General features: G+C 41.1%; 21 protein-coding genes and 1 riboswitch. Of the genes, 20 read left to right on the top strand and 1 reads right to left on the bottom strand.

Annotated features, from left to right (window positions below):
• Positions 1 to 16 precede the first annotated feature (16 nt).
• From C9414_RS00470 to C9414_RS00520, 11 genes are all read left to right on the top strand, one after another.
• Positions 17 to 892, top strand: coding sequence for an aldose 1-epimerase family protein (locus tag C9414_RS00470; protein ID WP_107162833.1), 876 nt, complete (start codon positions 17 to 19; stop codon positions 890 to 892).
• Between the two features lie 60 nt (positions 893 to 952).
• Positions 953 to 1,897 carry a DNA-binding transcriptional repressor DeoR gene (locus tag C9414_RS00475; protein WP_107162834.1) on the top strand — a complete coding sequence of 315 codons (945 nt, stop codon included), beginning with the start codon at positions 953 to 955 and terminating at the stop codon, positions 1,895 to 1,897.
• Positions 1,898 to 1,981: 84 nt separating this feature from the next.
• Complete coding sequence (gene deoC / locus C9414_RS00480) at positions 1,982 to 2,653, top strand: deoxyribose-phosphate aldolase (RefSeq protein ID WP_039182640.1); 672 nt, start codon at positions 1,982 to 1,984, stop codon at positions 2,651 to 2,653.
• 166 nt (positions 2,654 to 2,819) lie between these two features.
• Positions 2,820 to 4,001 (top strand): NupC/NupG family nucleoside CNT transporter, encoded by a 1,182-nt coding sequence (locus C9414_RS00485; protein ID WP_034281385.1) that lies wholly within the window; start codon positions 2,820 to 2,822, stop codon positions 3,999 to 4,001.
• 25 nt (positions 4,002 to 4,026) lie between these two features.
• A complete protein-coding gene (locus C9414_RS00490; protein ID WP_039182634.1) occupies positions 4,027 to 5,328 on the top strand; it encodes a pyrimidine-nucleoside phosphorylase in 1,302 nt (433 codons plus the stop codon).
• 181 nt (positions 5,329 to 5,509) lie between these two features.
• On the top strand, positions 5,510 to 5,953 hold the full coding sequence (locus C9414_RS00495) for a MarR family winged helix-turn-helix transcriptional regulator (protein ID WP_080772274.1): 444 nt from the start codon (positions 5,510 to 5,512) through the stop codon (positions 5,951 to 5,953).
• Positions 5,954 to 5,966: 13 nt separating this feature from the next.
• Entirely contained in the window at positions 5,967 to 6,605 is a 639-nt protein-coding gene (locus C9414_RS00500; protein WP_039182629.1) for a nitroreductase family protein, read from the top strand.
• Positions 6,606 to 6,630: 25 nt separating this feature from the next.
• A complete protein-coding gene (locus tag C9414_RS00505; RefSeq protein WP_039182626.1) occupies positions 6,631 to 6,924 on the top strand; it encodes a putative quinol monooxygenase in 294 nt (97 codons plus the stop codon).
• Positions 6,925 to 7,113: 189 nt separating this feature from the next.
• Positions 7,114 to 9,495 (top strand): immune inhibitor A domain-containing protein, encoded by a 2,382-nt coding sequence (locus C9414_RS00510; protein ID WP_107162835.1) that lies wholly within the window; start codon positions 7,114 to 7,116, stop codon positions 9,493 to 9,495.
• A gap of 205 nt (positions 9,496 to 9,700) precedes the next feature.
• Positions 9,701 to 9,955, top strand: coding sequence for an ORF6C domain-containing protein (locus tag C9414_RS00515; protein ID WP_047203551.1), 255 nt, complete (start codon positions 9,701 to 9,703; stop codon positions 9,953 to 9,955).
• A 5-nt stretch (positions 9,956 to 9,960) separates the two neighbouring features.
• The gene (locus C9414_RS00520; protein ID WP_034281380.1) at positions 9,961 to 10,332 is read left to right on the top strand and encodes a DUF1304 domain-containing protein; all 372 of its coding nucleotides are present in this window, start codon (positions 9,961 to 9,963) and stop codon (positions 10,330 to 10,332) included.
• A 35-nt stretch (positions 10,333 to 10,367) separates the two neighbouring features.
• On the opposite strand, the gene C9414_RS20080 is transcribed toward C9414_RS00520, so the two are convergent.
• A complete protein-coding gene (locus C9414_RS20080; RefSeq protein WP_003214630.1) occupies positions 10,368 to 10,532 on the bottom strand; it encodes a hypothetical protein in 165 nt (54 codons plus the stop codon).
• A gap of 258 nt (positions 10,533 to 10,790) precedes the next feature.
• Here C9414_RS20080 and C9414_RS00525 point away from each other — a divergent pair, with 258 nt between their 5' ends.
• From C9414_RS00525 to licT, 9 genes are all read left to right on the top strand, one after another.
• A complete protein-coding gene (locus tag C9414_RS00525; protein ID WP_047203550.1) occupies positions 10,791 to 11,447 on the top strand; it encodes a type 1 glutamine amidotransferase domain-containing protein in 657 nt (218 codons plus the stop codon).
• Positions 11,448 to 11,587: 140 nt separating this feature from the next.
• Positions 11,588 to 12,715: a hypothetical protein gene (locus tag C9414_RS00530; RefSeq protein ID WP_107162836.1), complete on the top strand. Its 1,128-nt coding sequence runs from the start codon at positions 11,588 to 11,590 to the stop codon at positions 12,713 to 12,715.
• Between the two features lie 55 nt (positions 12,716 to 12,770).
• A riboswitch (TPP riboswitch) is annotated at positions 12,771 to 12,874 on the top strand.
• Between the two features lie 87 nt (positions 12,875 to 12,961).
• Positions 12,962 to 13,648 carry a thiaminase II gene (gene tenA, locus C9414_RS00535; RefSeq protein WP_047202913.1) on the top strand — a complete coding sequence of 229 codons (687 nt, stop codon included), beginning with the start codon at positions 12,962 to 12,964 and terminating at the stop codon, positions 13,646 to 13,648.
• Entirely contained in the window at positions 13,645 to 14,244 is a 600-nt protein-coding gene (locus tag C9414_RS00540) for an ECF transporter S component (RefSeq protein ID WP_025093768.1), read from the top strand. The genes tenA and C9414_RS00540 overlap by 4 nt, the downstream gene beginning before the upstream one ends.
• Entirely contained in the window at positions 14,219 to 15,817 is a 1,599-nt protein-coding gene (locus tag C9414_RS00545) for an ABC transporter ATP-binding protein (RefSeq protein WP_107162837.1), read from the top strand. The genes C9414_RS00540 and C9414_RS00545 overlap by 26 nt, the downstream gene beginning before the upstream one ends.
• Complete coding sequence (locus C9414_RS00550; RefSeq protein ID WP_058838430.1) at positions 15,807 to 16,541, top strand: energy-coupling factor transporter transmembrane component T family protein; 735 nt, start codon at positions 15,807 to 15,809, stop codon at positions 16,539 to 16,541. The genes C9414_RS00545 and C9414_RS00550 overlap by 11 nt, the downstream gene beginning before the upstream one ends.
• A 534-nt stretch (positions 16,542 to 17,075) precedes the next feature.
• Positions 17,076 to 17,531 carry a methyl-accepting chemotaxis protein gene (locus C9414_RS21270; protein WP_257218432.1) on the top strand — a complete coding sequence of 152 codons (456 nt, stop codon included), beginning with the start codon at positions 17,076 to 17,078 and terminating at the stop codon, positions 17,529 to 17,531.
• A 169-nt stretch (positions 17,532 to 17,700) separates the two neighbouring features.
• Positions 17,701 to 18,516, top strand: coding sequence for a YwqG family protein (locus C9414_RS00560; protein ID WP_107162838.1), 816 nt, complete (start codon positions 17,701 to 17,703; stop codon positions 18,514 to 18,516).
• Between the two features lie 235 nt (positions 18,517 to 18,751).
• On the top strand, positions 18,752 to 19,585 hold the full coding sequence (licT, locus tag C9414_RS00565) for a BglG family transcription antiterminator LicT (RefSeq protein WP_047202918.1): 834 nt from the start codon (positions 18,752 to 18,754) through the stop codon (positions 19,583 to 19,585).
• Positions 19,586 to 19,767: the final 182 nt, after the last annotated feature.

The following is a 19,767-nucleotide window of genomic DNA, read 5'->3' on the forward strand; positions in this document are numbered from 1 at the left end:
AAAGGGGATGTGTTGAATGAGAACGATCGAAAATGATCAGTTATTGGTTCAGATTCATGAAAAGGGAGCGGAAGTCAGGGAGGTGCTTGACAAGAAAAGCGGGCGTCACTATATGTGGTCTGGTGATCCAGCTTATTGGGGCAGGGTGTCGCCTGTCTTGTTTCCGATTGTTGGGCGATTAATGAATGATCAATACAAGATTGGCGATCAAACCTTCGAGCTCACGCAGCATGGATTTTTGCGTGATGTCAATTTTGATTTATATGAAGAAACGGAGCATACGGTGACCTTTCAATATGAATCAAGAGGCCGGCACGTGAAGCAATACCCGTATGAATTTACAGCACGTATTCGTTATGAACTATTGGAAAATGGACTGAAGATTTCCTGGGAAATTGATCATGATGGAGAAGATACGATGTATTTCTCCATTGGAGGGCACCCAGCATTTCGTGTTCCTCTTGTTGAAGGTGAGCAAGCAGCAGATTATTCACTCACATTGACACCTTCGACTGAACATCTCCCTGTGCAATATGAACTGCGGAATTCACTTGTCAGAGAGAAAGGAAAAGGCATTGAGATTGAGCCGATCCAGCTTCGGCCAGAGCTTTTTCAGCATGATGCGATGATCTTTAGCCATATCAATCGAGTGTCTTTGACTTCTAGGGCAGGTCACGGAGTTGAGGTCGATCTCACTGGTTTTCCGTTCGTGGGCATTTGGTCGCCTTATGATCAAGAAAAAGGAACGATGGCTCCTTTTGTTTGTATTGAGCCGTGGTATGGCATCGCCGATATGGAAGGGACGAATGGGGAGTATAAAGAGAAGTTTGGCATTCAAACGTTAGAAATGAATGAGACCTTTCATGCAACTTATACCGTTTTCTTCAAATGAACAATTGTGCATGTAGAGGTGAACAATTTGTTATGATAGAAGAAAAAAGGGGGCGTATGAATGGATCGAGAGAAACAACAGCTGAGTATTGAAGCGGCAAGGCTTTACTATTTGTCTGATTACAGCCAGCAGGAAATTGCCAAGCAGCTCAACTTGTCGAGACCGACCGTATCTCGGCTGCTTCAATATGCGAAAGAGAAGGGATACGTCCAGATTACAGTGATGGATCCGTTTGAGGATTTAAACGAGCTTTCTTCATTGCTCAAGGAAAAATATGACCTTCTCGAAGCACATGTGGTGTTTTCGCCAAAGGACGACTATCCAACCATCACCGATTATTTGAGCCGATTTGGTGCAGATTACTTGCAAGAAACGGTGAAAGACGGTGATATCGTTGGCGTGAGCTGGGGAACGACTATGTATCAAATTGCACAAAAGATGCAACCTAAACAGGTAAAAGGTGTAGAGGTTGTCCAGCTCAAGGGTGGAATCAGCCATTCTCATGTGAATACATATTCTGCGGAAACCATTCAGCTGTTTGCTGAGGCCTTTCAAACAGCACCGCGCTATTTGCCGCTTCCTGTTGTCTTTGATAGTGCTGCTGTCAAGGAAATGGTGGAGCAGGACAGACACATTCAGCGAATTATTGAAATGGGCAAGCAGGCGAATATCGCTGTGTTTACTGTTGGAACGGTAAGAGCTGAGGCACTTTTGTTTAGACTAGGTTATTTCCGTGAAGAAGAAAAAGCTCTCCTCAAGGCATCCAGTGTCGGAGACATTTGCTCGCGTTTTTATGATCAAGATGGACGCATTTGCAGTGAAGCCATTAACAATCGCACAATTGGTGTGGAGCTAGATGATTTAAGGACAAAAGAACGATCCATTCTTGTCGCTGGCGGTCATCGAAAGGTGGCTTCTATACACGGTGCACTAAGAGGAAAATATGCGAATGTATTGATCATCGATCAGCACACAGCGAGGGCTCTTTTAAATGTCACAAAATAGATGAACAAAATTTCATAACCATGTTTACAATTGTTCATCCGTCATATATGATGAAAGTATCATAATTAAAAGGAAGTGTGAAGCATGACGATAGCAAAGCTCATTGATCATACAGCACTAAAACCAGATACATCTAGAGCTGCAATTATGCAGTTACTTGAAGAAGCAAAGACTCATCAATTTGCATCTGTTTGCGTGAACCCAACTTGGGTATCTCTTGCGTCGAAAGAACTAGCAGGAACAGGTGTTGATGTATGTACAGTCATCGGTTTCCCGTTAGGCGCAAACACAACAGCGGTGAAAGCATTCGAAACAAAGGATGCGATTGAAAACGGTGCAACAGAAGTGGACATGGTCATCAATGTTGCCGCATTGAAAGACGGCGAATATGATGTGGTTGAACAAGATATTCGTGCAGTTGTAGACGCAGCAAAAGGCAAAGCATTAGTAAAAGTCATCATTGAAACATGTTTACTTACTGATGAAGAAAAAGTCAAAGCTTGTGAGCTTTCAGTGAAAGCGGGCGCTGATTTTGTGAAAACATCGACTGGATTTAGTACAGGCGGTGCAACAGCTGAGGACATCGCATTAATGCGTAAAACAGTAGGACCTGACATCGGTGTGAAAGCATCAGGCGGCGTGAGAACAAAAGAAGACGTTGAGGCAATGACAGCTGCAGGTGCTACCCGTATTGGCGCGAGTGCAGGCGTTTCCATTATCAAAGGGGATCAATCATCTCCTTCGAAAGACTATTAATTCATACGATCCTATGGTAGGATAACATTCATGACTCATAAATGATGAAAAAGTCATATGCGGAAGGATCTCACTTCTGGGAATTTCTTCCGCGTTTTGTTTACGAAATAGGGTTTGTTCCATACAAGCGCATTAATGTAAACGAATTCATTCAAGGAGGAAAAACATGAAATACGTCATTGGTATCATCGGTTTGCTAGTGATTCTCGCTATTGCATGGCTGGCTAGTAATGGGAAAAAACGAGTGAAATTCCGTCCAGTAATTGTCATGATTGTACTGCAATTTATTTTAGGTTATATTCTGCTCAATACAGGTGTTGGAAACTTCCTAGTCGGAGGCTTTGCAAAAGGATTCCAAATGCTTCTAGGCTATGCCGGCGAAGGAATCAACTTTGTATTTGGCGGGTTAATGAATGATAAAGCGTCAACTTTCTTCATCAACGTCTTACTGCCGATCGTCTTTATCTCGGCGTTAATCGGTATCCTGCAGCATTGGCGTATTCTTCCGCTTATCGTACGCGGAATCGGATATTTGCTTAGTAAAGTAAACGGTATGGGGAAACTAGAATCTTACAACGCAGTAGCGTCTGCGATTTTAGGTCAATCAGAAGTCTTTATTTCTATTAAGAAACAACTTGGATTATTACCACAGCAGCGTCTTTATACATTATGTGCATCTGCAATGTCGACGGTTTCGATGTCGATTGTTGGTGCGTACATGCAAATGATTAAACCAGAGTACGTGGTTACAGCACTTGTGCTGAACCTATTTGGTGGATTTATTATCGCATCGATCATCAATCCATATGAAGTGTCTAAGGACGAAGACATGCTTGAAGTCGTCGAGGAAGAAAGACAATCCTTCTTCGAAATGCTTGGCGAATACATTATGGATGGTTTCAAAGTAGCAATTGTTGTTGCTGCAATGTTGATTGGATTCGTTGCATTAATTGCGATGATTAACGGTATCTTTACAGCAGTCATTGGTGTTTCTTTCCAAGATGTACTTGGATATGTCTTTGCTCCATTTGCGTTCCTTGTCGGTGTACCTTGGAGTGAAGCGGTACAAGCAGGAAGCATTATGGCAACCAAAATGGTATCCAATGAATTTGTTGCGATGCTCGCACTATCTGGAGACGGTCTGCATTTCACTGCTCGTACAGAAGCGATCATTTCTGTATTCCTTGTATCATTTGCGAACTTCTCTTCTATCGGTATCATTGCTGGAGCAGTCAAAGGCTTAAACGAAAAGCAAGGAAACGTTGTTGCACGCTTTGGATTAAAGCTGTTATTCGGCGCAACTCTAGTCAGCTTCTTAACAGCAGGCGTTGTCGGTTTAATTTTCTAATTTTAAAAAAGGAATGGTGAAAACAATGAGAATGGTAGATATCATTGCGAAAAAACGTGACGGAAAAGAATTATCTTCAGAGGAAATTTCTTTCTTTGTCAAAGGTTATACGGATGGAACAATTCCTGACTACCAAGCAAGTGCCTTGGCTATGGCGATTTTCTTCCAAGATATGACGGATCAAGAACGTGCTGACTTAACACTCGCTATGGCGAACTCAGGAGATACAATTGACCTGTCTGCCATTGAGGGTATTAAAGTAGACAAGCACTCAACAGGCGGTGTAGGCGATACAACAACACTTGTACTCGCTCCTCTTGTTGCGGCACTTGATGTACCTGTTGCGAAAATGTCTGGGCGCGGCCTTGGGCATACAGGCGGTACAGTGGACAAGCTTGAAGCGGTCAAAGGCTTCCACGTAGAAATTACAAAAGACGAATTCATCGAGCTCGTGAACCGTCATAAAGTAGCGGTCATTGGCCAATCAGGCAACCTGACACCAGCTGATAAAAAATTGTATGCTCTTCGTGATGTGACAGGAACGGTTAACTCAATTCCGCTTATTGCAAGCTCCATTATGAGTAAGAAAATCGCTGCTGGTGCAGATGCAATCGTACTTGATGTAAAAACAGGTGCAGGTGCTTTCATGAAAACACCAGAAGACTCTGAGAAGCTTGCAAAAGCCATGGTGCGCATCGGAAACAACGTTGGCAGACAAACGATGGCGGTCATCTCTGACATGTCTCAGCCGCTAGGATTAGCGATTGGAAATTCCCTTGAAGTGAAAGAAGCGATTGATACGCTTCGAGGCGAAGGTCCTGAAGACTTAAACGAGCTTGTGCTCACATTAGGAAGTCAAATGGTCGTTCTTGCGAAAAAAGCAGACACACTTGATGAAGCAAGAGAAAAGCTGATTGAAGTGATGAAAAACGGCAAAGCACTTGAGAAATTCAAGGAATTCTTAGAAAACCAAGGTGGAGACAGCTCAATTGTGGATCAGCCTGAAAAACTGCCGCAAGCACCTTACAAAATCGAAGTACCTGCAAAAGAATCAGGTGTCGTAGCTGAAATCGTCGCGGACGAAATCGGTGTTGCAGCGATGATTCTTGGAGCAGGACGCGCAACAAAAGAGGACGATATCGACTTATCTGTCGGCATCATGCTGAACAAAAAAGTGGGCGATCGTGTTGAAAAAGGAGATTCACTTGTGACACTGCATGCGAATCGAGAAGATGTTGCAAATGTCATGGAGAAAATTTATGACAACATCCGCATCGCTGATCATGCCGATGCACCAACTTTGATCCACACGGTCATTACTGAATAAAGAAAAAGGACAAAAGTGATTCGTCGCTTTTGTCTTTTTTTATGCTCGTCATTTTCTATTGAAATAAAAAAATTCACTTTATGAAACAAACCTCTTGCAATCATCAAACAATGGGTGTATATTAATTGACGAGTCAATGATTGATATATCAAGTAATTGATTTCCGAATAGAAAAGAGGGGATGGCATTGACTGCATTTTGCTCTGAAGAGGCAGAGGTATTATATCGTTTGCAGTGCGTGAACCGTATGATGGGCGTGAAGTTCGAAGCATGCACGGGCATCAGCCAATCAAGACTTGAGTTGCTATCGCTGTTATTCCAAGCCGATGAAATCAGCCAATCAGATTTGCAGAAAAAAGTAAATATTGATAGTGCAGCTGTGACGCGTCACTTAAAACAGTTAGAAACAAAAGGAATGGTCACACGCAGAAGAAAACCAGAAGATAATCGAGTCACACTTGTTCGCTTAACAGACGAAGGCAGAACAAGAATCGAAGCTTCTAAAATAGAAAAAGAACGATTTATCTCAGAAATGCTTGAAAACGTAAGTGAAGAAGAACGAAGGCTTCTCACTGATGTGCTCATCCGTATACAACAAAACATCGAAAAGATTCAAACAACCTAAAGGAGTGTTACACATGGCTACAACATTAAAAACAAACGATTTTATGGAAATTATGAAAGGGCGCCGCTCTATTCGTAACTATGATCCATCTGTGAAAATCAGCAAAGAAGAAATGACAGAGATTTTAGAAGAAGCAACAACTGCACCATCATCAGTGAATGCACAGCCTTGGCGCTTCATGGTGATTGACAGCCCAGAAGGAAAAGAAAAGCTTGCACCACTTGCAAAATTCAACCAAACACAAGTGTCAACATCAGCAGCTGTCATTGCAGTTTTTGCAGATATGAAAAGCGATGAATACTTAGAAGAAATTTATTCAAAAGCAGTAGAGCATGGCTACATGCCGCAAGAAGTGAAAGAAAGACAAATTGCTGCATTAACTGCACACTTTGAGGTTCTTCCAGAGCAAGTGAACCGCGAAACAATTTTAATTGACGGTGGAATTGTGTCTATGCAGCTTATGCTTGCTGCACGTGCACACGGTTATGATACAAATCCAATTGGCGGATATGATAAAGAAGTAATTGCTGAAACATTTGGCTGGGATAAAGAACGTTATGTACCAGTCATGCTGCTATCAATTGGGAAAGCAGCTGACGAAGGCTATGCATCTTACCGTTTACCGGTTGATCGTATTGCTGAGTGGAAATAATATCTTTTCAAAAGGAGACGATCAAATGATTATTATTCATGCAGGGATGACCATTCATCCAGAAAAAGAAAACGTATTTTTAGAAGAAATCAACGAATTAATGAAAGCTTCACAGGCTGAAGAAGGCAATGTTTCCTACAAGCTGTTCAAGGATACAGATAAGGAAAATACCTTTTTAATGGTAGAAGTCTGGAAAGATGACGCTGCGGTTCAAAGCCATAATGCAAGTGCTCATTTCCAGGCTTTCGTAGCGAAGGCAAAAGAATTCTTAGCCGCTCCACTTGACGTGGTTGCCTTTCAAGGCCAGCAGCTTTCATAGAAAAACAACAAACACCCTAGGCGATTATCGCCTAGGGTTCTTTTATTTTCGACATATGGTTTCACCCATTTCATTCACGTATTGTGCATTTTCCACAAAATTTCTGAAAATAAAATGTTTTTCGACTTAACTATATTGGAATATGCTAGAATTAGATATTATTTATTACCAAAATAGGGAGGAACCAATATGAAACAAGGGAAATGGACGAAAATTGCACTAACCGCTGTGCTAAGTTTAGGCACATTGACAGCTTTCAGCACCCCTCTATCTGCCCACACCACAGAAAAATCAACATCCTCTGACGGCGGTCACTATTCAGGTATTCCATTTGACTCAAGCGTCGTAAATGAAGACCGTCTCGTCAAAGCCTTGAAAAAACAAGGAAAGATCAAAAAGAATGCCAATGAGGCAGAAACCCAAAAAGCATTAAAGAACTATCTAAAGAAAAAAGAAGAATCGGCAATGAAACAAAGTGCCAGCACTTTAACAGAAGAGCCTGAATTCCTCAAAGAATACAAACAAGAGGTACATAACAAACTTGCCAAAAAGAAAAAGTTAAAGAAGCATAAAGGAAAAGAAGGCAATCAAGTAAAACCGGTCAAAAAGGAAAAGTATAAAGGTGACGTCCGCAATGATAAGGTATTGGTTTTATTAGTAGATTTTAAAGATTATAAGCATAATAGTATCAAAAAAGAAGAGACTGATATGTATTATGACAAGTTTGATCAACAGCATTATCAAGATATGCTTTTCGGAAAAAATGGCTACATCGGTCCAGATGGGAAACGAAAAGTATCCATGAAGCAATATTATGAAAAGCAATCCGGCGGCAGTTACACAGTCAGTGGAACAGTTGCAGGATGGTATACAGCGAAGCATGAAGCAGCATATTACGGCGGGAACGTACCTGACGATTCAGGCAGTGACGGCAGACCGCGCGAATTGGTAAAAGAAGCACTCGAAGCAGCAGCCAAAGATCCGAATGTTGATCTCGGCGAGTATGATCAATGGGACCGCTATGATATTGATGGCGACGGTGTTTATAACGAGCCAGACGGCATCATTGACCATCTGATGGTCGTTCACGCGGGTGTAGGTGAAGAAGCAGGCGGCGGACAACTTGGCGCTGATGCGATTTGGTCACACCGCTGGTCACTTGGCGATGTATTTGAAATTCCGGATACTGAATCTGAAGTCGGACAAGGAGGGAAATTAGGCGCATTGGATTACACCATTGAGCCTGAAGATGGCGCAGCAGGTGTGTTTACACATGAATTTGGACATGATCTTGGTCTTCCTGACGAGTACGATACACAGTACACAGGCAACGGAGAGCCCGTTTCTTATTGGTCGATCATGTCAAGCGGAAGCTGGGCAGGTAAAGTTCCTGGAACGGAACCAACAGGCTTTAGCCCATATGCGAAAGAAATGCTTCAAAATCTGCATGGGGGCAACTGGCTTTCTGGACAAACCATCGATGGTAAAACATTAAAGAAAAGCAAAACCGTCTTAATTGATGAAGCAGCAACAAAAGGAACGAACCATGATGCCGTTCGAGTCGATTTACCAGATAAAGAGATTGTCGTCACGACACCTGCTCAAGGAAAATATTCGTACTTCAGCGGAACGGGTGACAATTTGAATGCAACCATGACGACAACAGGTATTGATTTATCAAAAGGAAGCAAAGCAGAGCTGACATTTAAAGCGTGGTACGATATTGAAGAAGATTATGATTATGCGTATGTCGAAGTGCGTGAAACAGGGACTGATCAATGGAAGACCATCGCGGGTAACATCACGAATGATCGAAATGAAGCAGGTGCAAACGAAGGCAATGGCATCGATGGAAAATCAGACGGCTGGGTAGATGCATCCTTTGACCTGTCTGCTTATGCAGGGAAGAAAATCGACCTGCAATTCCGTTACACAACCGATGCAGGCTATTCACTTCCAGGTTTATTTGTAGATGATCTGAACGTCAAAGCAGATGGAACAAACGTATGGTCAGATGATGCCGAGGATACATCTACTTTTACCTTTAATGGATTCTCAAAATCTAATGGGAAACAATATGCAGCACAATACTATTTACTAGAGTGGCGCTCTTATGCTGATGTCGATAAAGGCTTAAAGCATATTAAACGCGGTGCAAGTCTGATGAGCTATAATAACGGTTTGGTCGTGTGGTTAGTCGATCAATCATACAGTGATAACTGGGTTGGAAAGCATCCGGGGAACGGCTTCCTTGGCGTAGTAGATGCAGATCAGCAAGTATTAAAATGGAGTGACGGTTCCATTGCCGCCACAGGCTTCCAAGTACATGATGCAGCATTCTCTTTGAATCCAAGTACGAAGCTGAATATCGATTATACAGCAACAACGGGCTTAACTTTGCAAGATCGCTACATTCGCCCGGCTCGTACATTTAGTGATAAAAAGAACTATGTGAATCCAAATAACCCAGATGCAGGACGCGATGTACCGAACTATGGATTATCCTTTAAAGTCGTTGGACAAAGTAAGGATCGTTCTGTTGGAAAGGTGTTAATTTCGAAAAGTAACTAAATAGAAAGCCGGATTCTACTATTGAATCCGGCTTTTTGATATGTGAGAAAAGGATTATAAGGACACGATTTGGTTTTTAATCGAATGTCTGTTCTTTTTTATTTTGATATCCGATTGAAACCATTATATAATAGAGCCTGGAAGGTTTTTCTTTCAACCATGATTCTTTTAGCTGTTAAAACAAAGGAAAGGATGAGCGTTACCAATGAGTTATGTCACTGCCAAGCAATTAAAGGTGATTCGAGGGACGATGCAGACTTTTTGCAGCCATTTGGAGTATGATGGTCATGGTAAGCTTCATATCAATACCATCATGGCTTTTATTAAAAAGGAATTCGGCGTGAGAAAAATGAAAGACATTCCACAAAGTCGCTTTACAGAAGCGCTAGAATTAATACAAGACTTTGATTTATACACGGATAAAATAGAAATTCGTGAACGTCTATCAGAAAGGAATTAACTAAATTGAATATTTTAGCAATGATTTTAGTAGGAATTGTCGCATTAGAACACATTGTCATCATGTTATTAGAAATGTTTTTTATGGAATCAAAGATGGCGAAGAGATCTTTTAAGCTGCCAGAACACTTGCAAAAAGATCCAAATGTCAAAGTGATGTTTGCTAATCAGGGGCTTTATAACGGGTTTTTAGCAGCAGGACTCATTTGGGGACTCATTCTTGGATCGAATACCGTTGGATATATGATTCAGCTATTTTTCATTCTTTGTGTGATCATCGCAGCAGTATTTGGCGGTGTAACATCCAATAAATCAATTATCATCAAACAAGGAGTACCAGCGCTTCTTGCATTAATTGCACTGATGCTGGCGATCTAATCTTAAATAAAGCCGCCCCTAGAAAAGGGCGGCTTTTATCTTTTTCGAAGTCCCATCAAACGAATAATGGATGTCAGACAAAGGGCAACAGCAACGGCCAAAATGATTTTTCCGTACATGACCCCTGTTAGGTTCATCAAAAAGACGGCCAATATAATACAGAGCGTGATGATGATCATCACAATCGAATAGGTTTTCATCTCTTTTTCCACTCCTTTAAAAATCCCCTCATGTGACACGAGAGATCTGTCAATCTTTCCTCATATTATATCACTCAATGACAATTTTACATGAAATTCCCTACCAATAGAATGTGACATATTGATTAGATTTTGAGTCATACCATATTTTTTAGAAAATCGGGTATAACATAAAGAACTGACCCAAAGTCATATTGCTTGATATTTAATTGTGCAAAATATAAAATAACCACAGGATAAATCGAAAGGATGATCAAGATGAGTAAGAAAGTGTTATTAGTATCGACAAGCAGCCCAGAAATGAATGGACATCCAACAGGCTTATGGTTAGAAGAGTTAGCAGAGCCATTTCATATTTTTAAAGAAAATGAACTAGAAGTACAAATTGTCTCTATTCAAGGTGGCACTGTACCAATTGACAAAAATTCAATTCCTGAAGGTGTCCCAGCGCAATATCAAGATGTGTATGAACTACTTCAAGACACAAAGGCGCTTACAGATGTGAATCCAGCTGATTATGACGGCATTTTCTTTGCTGGGGGACACGGCCCTATGATCGACTTTGCGTCTAATCAATTGGTAGCGGATGCGATCTTAGCGGTTTCAGATAAAAATGGTTCGATCGGAGCCGTTTGTCATGGTGTTTCAGCATTCGTTGATGTGAAGGACGAAAATGGCAAATCATTTATCGAAGGCAAAAAAATCACAGGCTTCACCAACGAAGAAGAGGAAGCCGTGCAGCTGACATCAAAGGTTCCATTTTTATTGGAAACAAAACTTCGTGAGCAGGGGGCAGCGTTTGAAAAAGGAGATGCCTTTGCGCCATTTGCTGTCGTTGACGGACAAATCATTACTGGACAAAACCCAGGATCAAGTGCAGAAACAGCACGTTTGTTTGTTAAAACTATTGCATAAAACGATCAAAAACCAGCCGTTACTGATGCGGCTGGTTTTTTTGTTATAAAAATGTCCCAAAAAAGACCAAAACAATGATTGGAATAATGGTAAAATTATCACAGGGTAAAAAACCCAAATGAGGAAAAGGGGATGTTCCTGTGAGAGCATTTTATGTCAAAATCACTGCAGCTTTACTGTCTGTTTTACTCGTCGCAACAGGTTTGTTTTCACCAGCATTAAAAGCAGAAGAAGCACCAAAATCAAGTGGGAAACAATCACTCCTGACAGAAAAAGCGATTCAGCAAGTGCAAGAGTCGTTTTTGAAGCAGGATGAAGGAACCGCTATCCAACAGAAGCAAGTGAAAAAATCATTTAAAGTGAATAAGAAGAAAGGAATCAGTATCAAACGAAAAGCTGCTAAAGATGGCAAAATGCGCACGTCTGCCGTTCGCTCCATTGATGGACTAGCCATAAATCAATCGGCTGTCTTAACAGAGGAAGACCCAGTTGATTTATGGTTTTTAAGCACATCTTCACCTCAGGCACTCATCAGCCGGATTACTTCTTCAAACCCTGATTATTTCGTTCAATTGTTTGTTGTTGATTATGAAACAGGACAAGCCTACCCAACGGATCTTATTCAACCGGCAGGCAGTCTGCTTGCGTTAAGCAATTTACCAGCGGGTGATTATGCGTTTGGTATTACCAGTGGTGGGGACTTTGGAGACTCATATACATTACAGGTAAATGCCAAAAACCCACCAAATTTCACAGGTGCTGAATCCCTGTCATCAACATTGCAATACTTTGTCGCTACGTATGCCAATGGGGATGTTTTCGCAAATGGTACAAAAGTGTATAACAAACAATCTAAGACCGCCGATTATAAATGGGAGCGTGTATTTTACTTCTCATATGATGGAAAATATGAACAGAGAACTCATTCTGTTGACAGTGTGAAGGTGAAAAGTATTTCGGCACCAGTGTCGTACTCTGCTCCATACGCAAGTTCCTCAGAGGCCATTCTCGTCTACTTAGATGTGGAGACTTTATTTATGTATCATGAATCATCGTTTGCTAGCGGGCAGTACTACCATAGTAGCTTTGTTGATACACTTGGGAAGACAACACCAAGACGCTTAGATATTGATGATATGACAAATTACGGTGATCATATTTTAGCTGTAGATTTAAAAACAGGAAAGCCAATTGATTTCTTCAGTGTGTTGAATTTCTACTATGCTGCAGGAATCGAGAAACTGCCAACAATCAGAACGTTGAATTAAGAAGGCGGTTGACATCAAATCGCCACATGTGTAGAGTAAAGATAATTAAATGACAAAAGTCCACTAGGGGAGTCATGTATGACTGAGACAAGAGAAAATCTTGGACCCTTTGAACCTGATCTAGTTCGTACTAGCGGAGGGAAGTGGAGCTGGACCTTGTCTTATTCATGATTGAATCGATAAGAAGGCCGCTCCATTTGGGGTGGCTTTTTCATTTATTCAACTGAAGAAGAGGAGGCTTTTTTTATGACATTTTCTACGCAATTAAGGAAAGAAGCAGAACCGTTATTTGAAGCCATTTATCAGCATCCGTTCGTTAGAGGCCTGGCAGCAGGAAAGCTGGAAAAGGAACAGATCATTCATTATGTCAAACAGGATGCAGAATACTTACAAGCATTCATTAAAATTTATGCAGCAGCGCTCAGCAAATGTACAGACAGAGAGGATATTGCGTTTTTTCATCAGCAGATTGCGTTTGTACTAGATAGTGAAACGCACCCTCATCAAAACCTTTGCCGAGTGGCAGGAGTAGCATATGATGAGCTCCAAGGTGCTTCTTTGGCTCCGAGTGCTCATCACTATATTCATCACATGCTGCAAGTCGCACAGGAAGGTACGCTTGGTGAAATCATCGCTGTCCTGCTTCCATGTCCTTGGACATATTGGGAAATAGGGAAACGAATGCTCACAGATGTGCAGCCAGACCTGTCACATCCGTTTTATGAATGGATCACGTTTTATGGAGGGTTAACCGATTCTGTCACAGGTGAGCTTTGCAAACGGCTCGATCAATTGGCAGAAGCAGCAAGTGAGAAGGAAAAGGAAAAAATGAAACAGCATTTTATCTTAAGCTGCCAGCTCGAGTACAAGTTTTGGGAAATGGCCTTTACTGTTGAAGAGTGGCCAGTTCAACTGGAGGTGCATACATCATGACATGGAAGATGAAAGAAGTCGTCCTTGCCGTGATTTTATCCGTTGCGTGCGGTGTGATCTATTTAGGATGGTCCACACTTTACTTACCGATTACAGCACTTGTTGGCCCAGCAGGAGGCAATATCATGTTTGGAATATGGGTCATTGCCAGTCCAATCGTTGCGTATATCATTCAAAAGCCGGGGGCTGCCCTGATTGCGGAAACAGCTGCCGCGGCTGTGGAATTATTGACAGGCAGCCACTTCGGACTTTCAGCTCTGCTGATTGGTGTATGCCAAGGGCTTGGGGCAGAAATCGCCTTCGCTCTTTTTGGGTATAAACGATACCGCATGTGGACACTGATGCTGTCTGGTGCCTTTGCCGCTATCGGAGCGATGGCGTACAGTCTCGTGGCAAATGGCTTCGGATATTATACGCCTCAAGTTTTACTTATGACGCTTGTGACTCAAATCATTAGTGGAATGATACTTGGCGGATGCCTTGCGAAAGTGGTGGTGGACGCACTATCCAAAACTGGTGTACTCAATCAATATGCCATCATGAAAGAAAAACGAAATAAAGGTGAACAGCATGAATTCATTTCTCGCGTGCAATGATCTGACTGTCCGTTTTTATGAACAGCCTAAGCCAGTTTTGCATCAAATCTCTCTTACGATTCAAAAAGGGGAAAAGGTGCTTATTTTAGGACCGAGCGGAAGCGGGAAATCCACGCTCATTTCGGTTCTGGCTGGAATCATTCCAGAGCATGTGGAAGCTGACATGCAGGGCGAAGTGGTGTTACAAAGACATACAGGCGTCATGTTTCAAGATCCAGACTCTCAGTTTTGTATGCACCGCGTCAATGAAGAAATTGCCTTTAGCTTAGAGAATCGTTCCGTCCCACGTGAAGAGATGGATGACATCATTCAGCAGCTCATGCAAAAAGTCCAACTGGATGTCGATCCGCATACAGAGATTCACACTTTATCTGGCGGCATGAAGCAGCGATTGGCACTTGCTTGTTTACTAGCATTACAGCCGGATGTTCTATTCTTTGATGAACCAACCGCACAGCTTGACCCGGCAGGTAGAATGGACATATTTCAACTGCTGCAGCAGCTTGCAGCCGATCAGCAGCAAACCATGATTTTTGTAGAGCATGTGCTTGACGGAGTCATCGAATGGATGGATCGGGTAATTTTATTAGATGATCAAGGCAGCATTTTAGCAGATGGAGCTCCAAAAGATGTGCTCGTGACATATGAGGAAGAAATGAAAGAGGCAGGAATTTGGCGGCCAAAATTATTTCCCGAGAAATGGTCCACGATTATTCAAGATCCATTTCATCCACTGAGTCAAACCTTTATGCAAACCTATGAAGCAAGAAAAGCGCAGCATGAAAAAGTGCCGTCAATCGAACGAGAGACAATGATTCGTACAGAAAATCTTCAATTAAGCTACGGGAAAAAAAGGATTATGAGTAACCTTCAGCTTGATATCAAAGCAGGAGATTGGGTGGCGATTATTGGAGAAAATGGGAGCGGAAAAAGTACGTTTCTCAAACATTTGATCCGCTTAGAGCCAGCTAAAAAAGGTCATATTTTCTTAAAAGAAACAGACCTTAAAAAATGGTCTGACCGACTACTCTATGAAAAAGCAGGCTTTGTGTTTCAAAATCCGGAGCTTCAATTTATACAAGACACAGTATTCGATGAAATTGCTTTTGGCGGCAGACAGCGCAACTGGCCAGAATCAGTCGTACAAGAAAAAACGGCCCAGCTGCTGAAAGAGTTCGGTTTAGAGAAGCATGCAAAAGCACATCCCTTCACCTTAAGTTTAGGGCAAAAAAGAAGATTGAGTGTTGCCACGATGCTCCTTTTTGATCAAGATGTATTGCTGTTAGATGAACCGACTTTCGGTCAGGATGAAAAAACAGCGAAGGAATTAATGAGGCGTTTAAAAGAACGGCAGCGCCAAGGCACGACCATTGTGATGGTTACACATGATATGGAGCTTGTCGATGAATGTGCCGATCAAGTGCTTCTTTTTCATCAAGGCAAGCATGTATATGATGGTCCCCCTTATGATCTATTTTCAAATCAGGAACTTGTCGATGCTTATCAGCTGAAAGCTCCCTTACATTATCGCTATGTGGCAGAAAGAAAGGATGTGCTGACAATTGCAAAGTAATCATTCCTTTCTTTCTACTGTGAATCCAGTCATGAAATTACTCGCTCACCTGCTTGCGATGGGCTGCCTCATGGCGATATCTGATCCTAAAACAACCTTTATCATCTGGCTGTTTGCTCTTGGCATTGGACTTGTTTTAGGTGGATGGAATATGAAGTATCTCATCACAAGGCTTGTCCCTTATCTGCTCTTTTTTATTCTCGTCTTTTGGATGATGGCGGCATTTGGCAAGGGGGATCATACTGTTTGGAAGTGGGCGTGGTTTCATATCACGGAGGAGAGTTTAAGAAATGGTCTCACCATCGCTTTCAGAATGCTTGGATTTGTGACATTTGGTCTCCTTTTTACGTCCACAACCGATTTGACGGCATTTATGATGAGTCTGATTCACCAATGCCGAATGTCCCCAAAATGGGCGTATGGAATGCTTGCCGGCTTCCGGTTTATTCCGTTATTTCAAAGTGAATTAAAACAAATGAAAGCTGCACATAAAATCAGAGGCTACAAGCAAAAAAACAGCTGGAAAGCCTTTATGCGTTATGCATTACCCCTTTTTACACAAGGTGTACGAAAATCAGAGCGCTTAGCGATTGCGATGGAAGCCAGGGGCTTCACAGGGACGAGAGAGCGAACGTATTATCATATCATCAGCACCTCATGGATTGACTACATGTATCTTTTTCTCATCGGTATCAGTGTCTTTATGTGCATTTACTTTTTTTAAAAAACACCCACATTCACTAGATAGAATGTGGGCTTTTTATATGCCTTAGGTCATTTGATTGATATTAGTACACATTACAGGCTGTAATAGATCATATAACGAACCGATAAAGAAGGTGTACTGAGAAAAAGAGAGGATGAACGTAAGCGAATGTCACAGAGAATTGATAACATAATAGACGCTTTACCAATCATTGGACTTGCTATGAGAGAACAGCTAACTTTTTCTGTTTTAGGGAAAGAGAAGGTTCTTTATTATCAGCAACATGGGAATATTGATTTAGGATTTAAAGCTGGTGATACAGTAGATCCTGGATTCCAAAACTTTGCGATGCTGAAAAATGGGAGAGAACCATCGTTTATCCAAATTCCGAAAGAAGTATACGGGATTCCAATGGATATCGTAGCCGTTCCAATTACTGATGAATCAGGTCAAGTGGTTGCTGCCTTCTGTGTGGCCTATGACCAAACCAATCAACAACGATTAGAGCACATCATGACGGAGAGCAATGAAGCTTCCGAAAAACTAGTCGCAATGGTACAGCAGGTTGCCGCACATTCAGAGGAACTACAAGCGACAAGTGAACAAATTCTACAAAATACGAAAACCACTGTCGAAAATTCCTCTAAAATCAATCAAGTGTCTAATCTCATTAAAGGTATCTCTGATCAAACGAACTTACTTGGACTTAACGCATCAATAGAAGCTGCAAGAGTAGGGGAAGCAGGAGCAGGCTTTGGAGTGGTCGCAACAGAAGTGAGAAAGCTGTCAACTCACGCGAAACAGGCGACAACTGATATTGAAACAGCCCTAAAAGATGTGCAGGGATCGATCAAAGGAATGGAAGAAGAAATTGCGCAAATTGTCGCTTCCTCTGAGCATCAGGCAGAACTTGTTGGCACTTTTACAAAAATTATTGAAGGTCTTCATGAAACAAACGAAACAATGAAATCATTGGCAAACGACTTAGTGAACTATCAAGTGAAATAAAAGAACGACAAAACCTCCAGCTGAATTGGAGGTTTTTTTATCATTTCAAGGTGAGAAACTTGTTAGAATTATGACCGTTTTATCGCTGACAGGCAGGATACACTTCTGTATGATAGAAAAAGAGAGACTAGTTTTGTCATTAGACCTATTCATAAGGAGGAAGATCATCGTGACACAATCAGCGAAGCTGAAAGAAATACTTGCACCCTACCGTCCGTTGTTAGATAAAACGGAAAAACCAATGATTCAATTACAGATGAAACAAGGAAAAACAGGACCATACGACAGCAAAATAGCTGGAGATCCTTACTTCCCCAAAAACGAAGAATATCCGGTTGATGGCGAAGGGCATCCTATGAAACTTTTGGCACAAATTAATTTCGGCCAGCTTCCGAAGCTGAAAGATTATCCAGAAACAGGACTTTTGCAAGTCTTTATTTCTGTGCATGATGATCTTTATGGAATGAATATTGACCATAAAACAGAACAAAAAGATTTCCGGATCAAATTTATTGAAGAACCTTTCTTAGCAGAAGAAGAGTTATTGACCGATTTTTCTTTTGTGAAAATTCCAGACGATTTTTATTTTCCCGTTACGAAGGAAGGCGCAATTACAGGTGAATTAGCAAGCGAAACGATCAGTGTAGGAGATTTCCGTTTTGAAAAAGTCACAGGAAAGCATAGCTGGGACCTTTTCGAAGATGCAGTTGGTATTGATGGTGATGAAGCAGATACCCTGTTGGATGAATTCTATGAAACAGCGAGTGGCTTTGGTCACAAATTGGGCGGGTATCCAGGGTTTACACAAGAAGACCCGCGTACTTATGAAGATCAAGAACATACCGTTCTGTTATTGCAAATTGACTCAGATGATGAAGTAGATATGTTGTGGGGAGATTGCGGAATCGCCAACTTTTTTATCAAACCAGAAGACCTCAAACGAAAAAATTTCGAGAATGTTGTCTATAATTGGGACTGCTCCTGATTTTGTAAAAAACACACTTTAAACACTCTTTATAGAGTGTTTTTGTGTATGTTTTTAGACTTTTTTGCCCCTATTTCGTCATTTTTGAGAGGTAATATGTCATTCTTTCTAGTTGACCGGATCAAAAAAAAATGTAAAATCATCTTAAAGTCCTCTTTTTTGAAAATAATAATAACATGACATATCAATCAACGATAAAATGCTCGAAAAAGCGGAATGTACTGGGGGGTATCAATTGATCATTTCGAAAGTAATCAATAATAATGTTGTCAGTGCGTATGATGACGAGCAGCATGAGCTGGTCATTATGGGCAGAGGGATCGCGTTTCAAAAGAAAAGCGGAGATCCGATTGACGAAGAACGAATTGAGAAGGTATTTTCTATTCAAAATAAAGATATATCAGAAAAATTCAAAACCCTGCTTTATGATATTCCAATCGAGTATATGCAAGTGTGTGAGTCGATTATTGAGCATGCGAGAACAACGCTTAACAAAAATCTAAATGACAGCATCTATGTGACGTTGACGGATCATATCACCTTTGCCATTGAACGTCATCAAAAAGGAATGGACATCAAAAATGCCTTGCTCTGGGAAATCAAACGGCTGTATAAAGATGAGTTCAGATGTGGTTTAGAAGCTATTCGGATCATTGAGGACAAGCTGAGCATCCATCTTCCTGAGGATGAAGCGGGCTTTATTGCCATGCATATTGTCAATGCAGAGCTCAATGAGGAAATGCCAAATGTTATTCAAATCACCAAACTCATTCAAGATATTTTAAACATCGTTAAGTATCACTTTCAAATTGATTTAGACGAGGAATCATTAAATTATTTCCGTTTTGTGACGCATTTGAAGTTTTTTGGGCAGCGTCTGTTTAACGAAACTCAAATGGAAAATCAAAATGAGTTTCTGTATGAAGTGGTAAAAGAGAAAAACACTGCAGCTTTTCAATGCGCAGAAAAAATTAACGAGTATGTTCAAAAAGAATACAACCGAAGTCTCATAGAAGATGAAATGTTATATTTAACTTTGCATATAGACAGAGTAATAAAAAGAAAATAAATTCAAAAAGAAAGCGTTGACATCACAAAATTAACATGATAATTTATAACTATAAACTAAATAACCCACAATCTTTTAGGATTGTTACTGGTCAAGCAGGCAAAACCTAAATCATTGTCCCTATCTTTGATAAGGCATGATTTAGGTTTTTTTATATCTAAAGACTTATAAAAATTAAATAA

The sequence above is a fragment of the Bacillus sp. Nf3 genome (assembly GCF_003028545.1).
GTDB classification, from domain to species: Bacteria; Bacillota; Bacilli; order Bacillales; family Bacillaceae; genus Bacillus; species Bacillus safensis.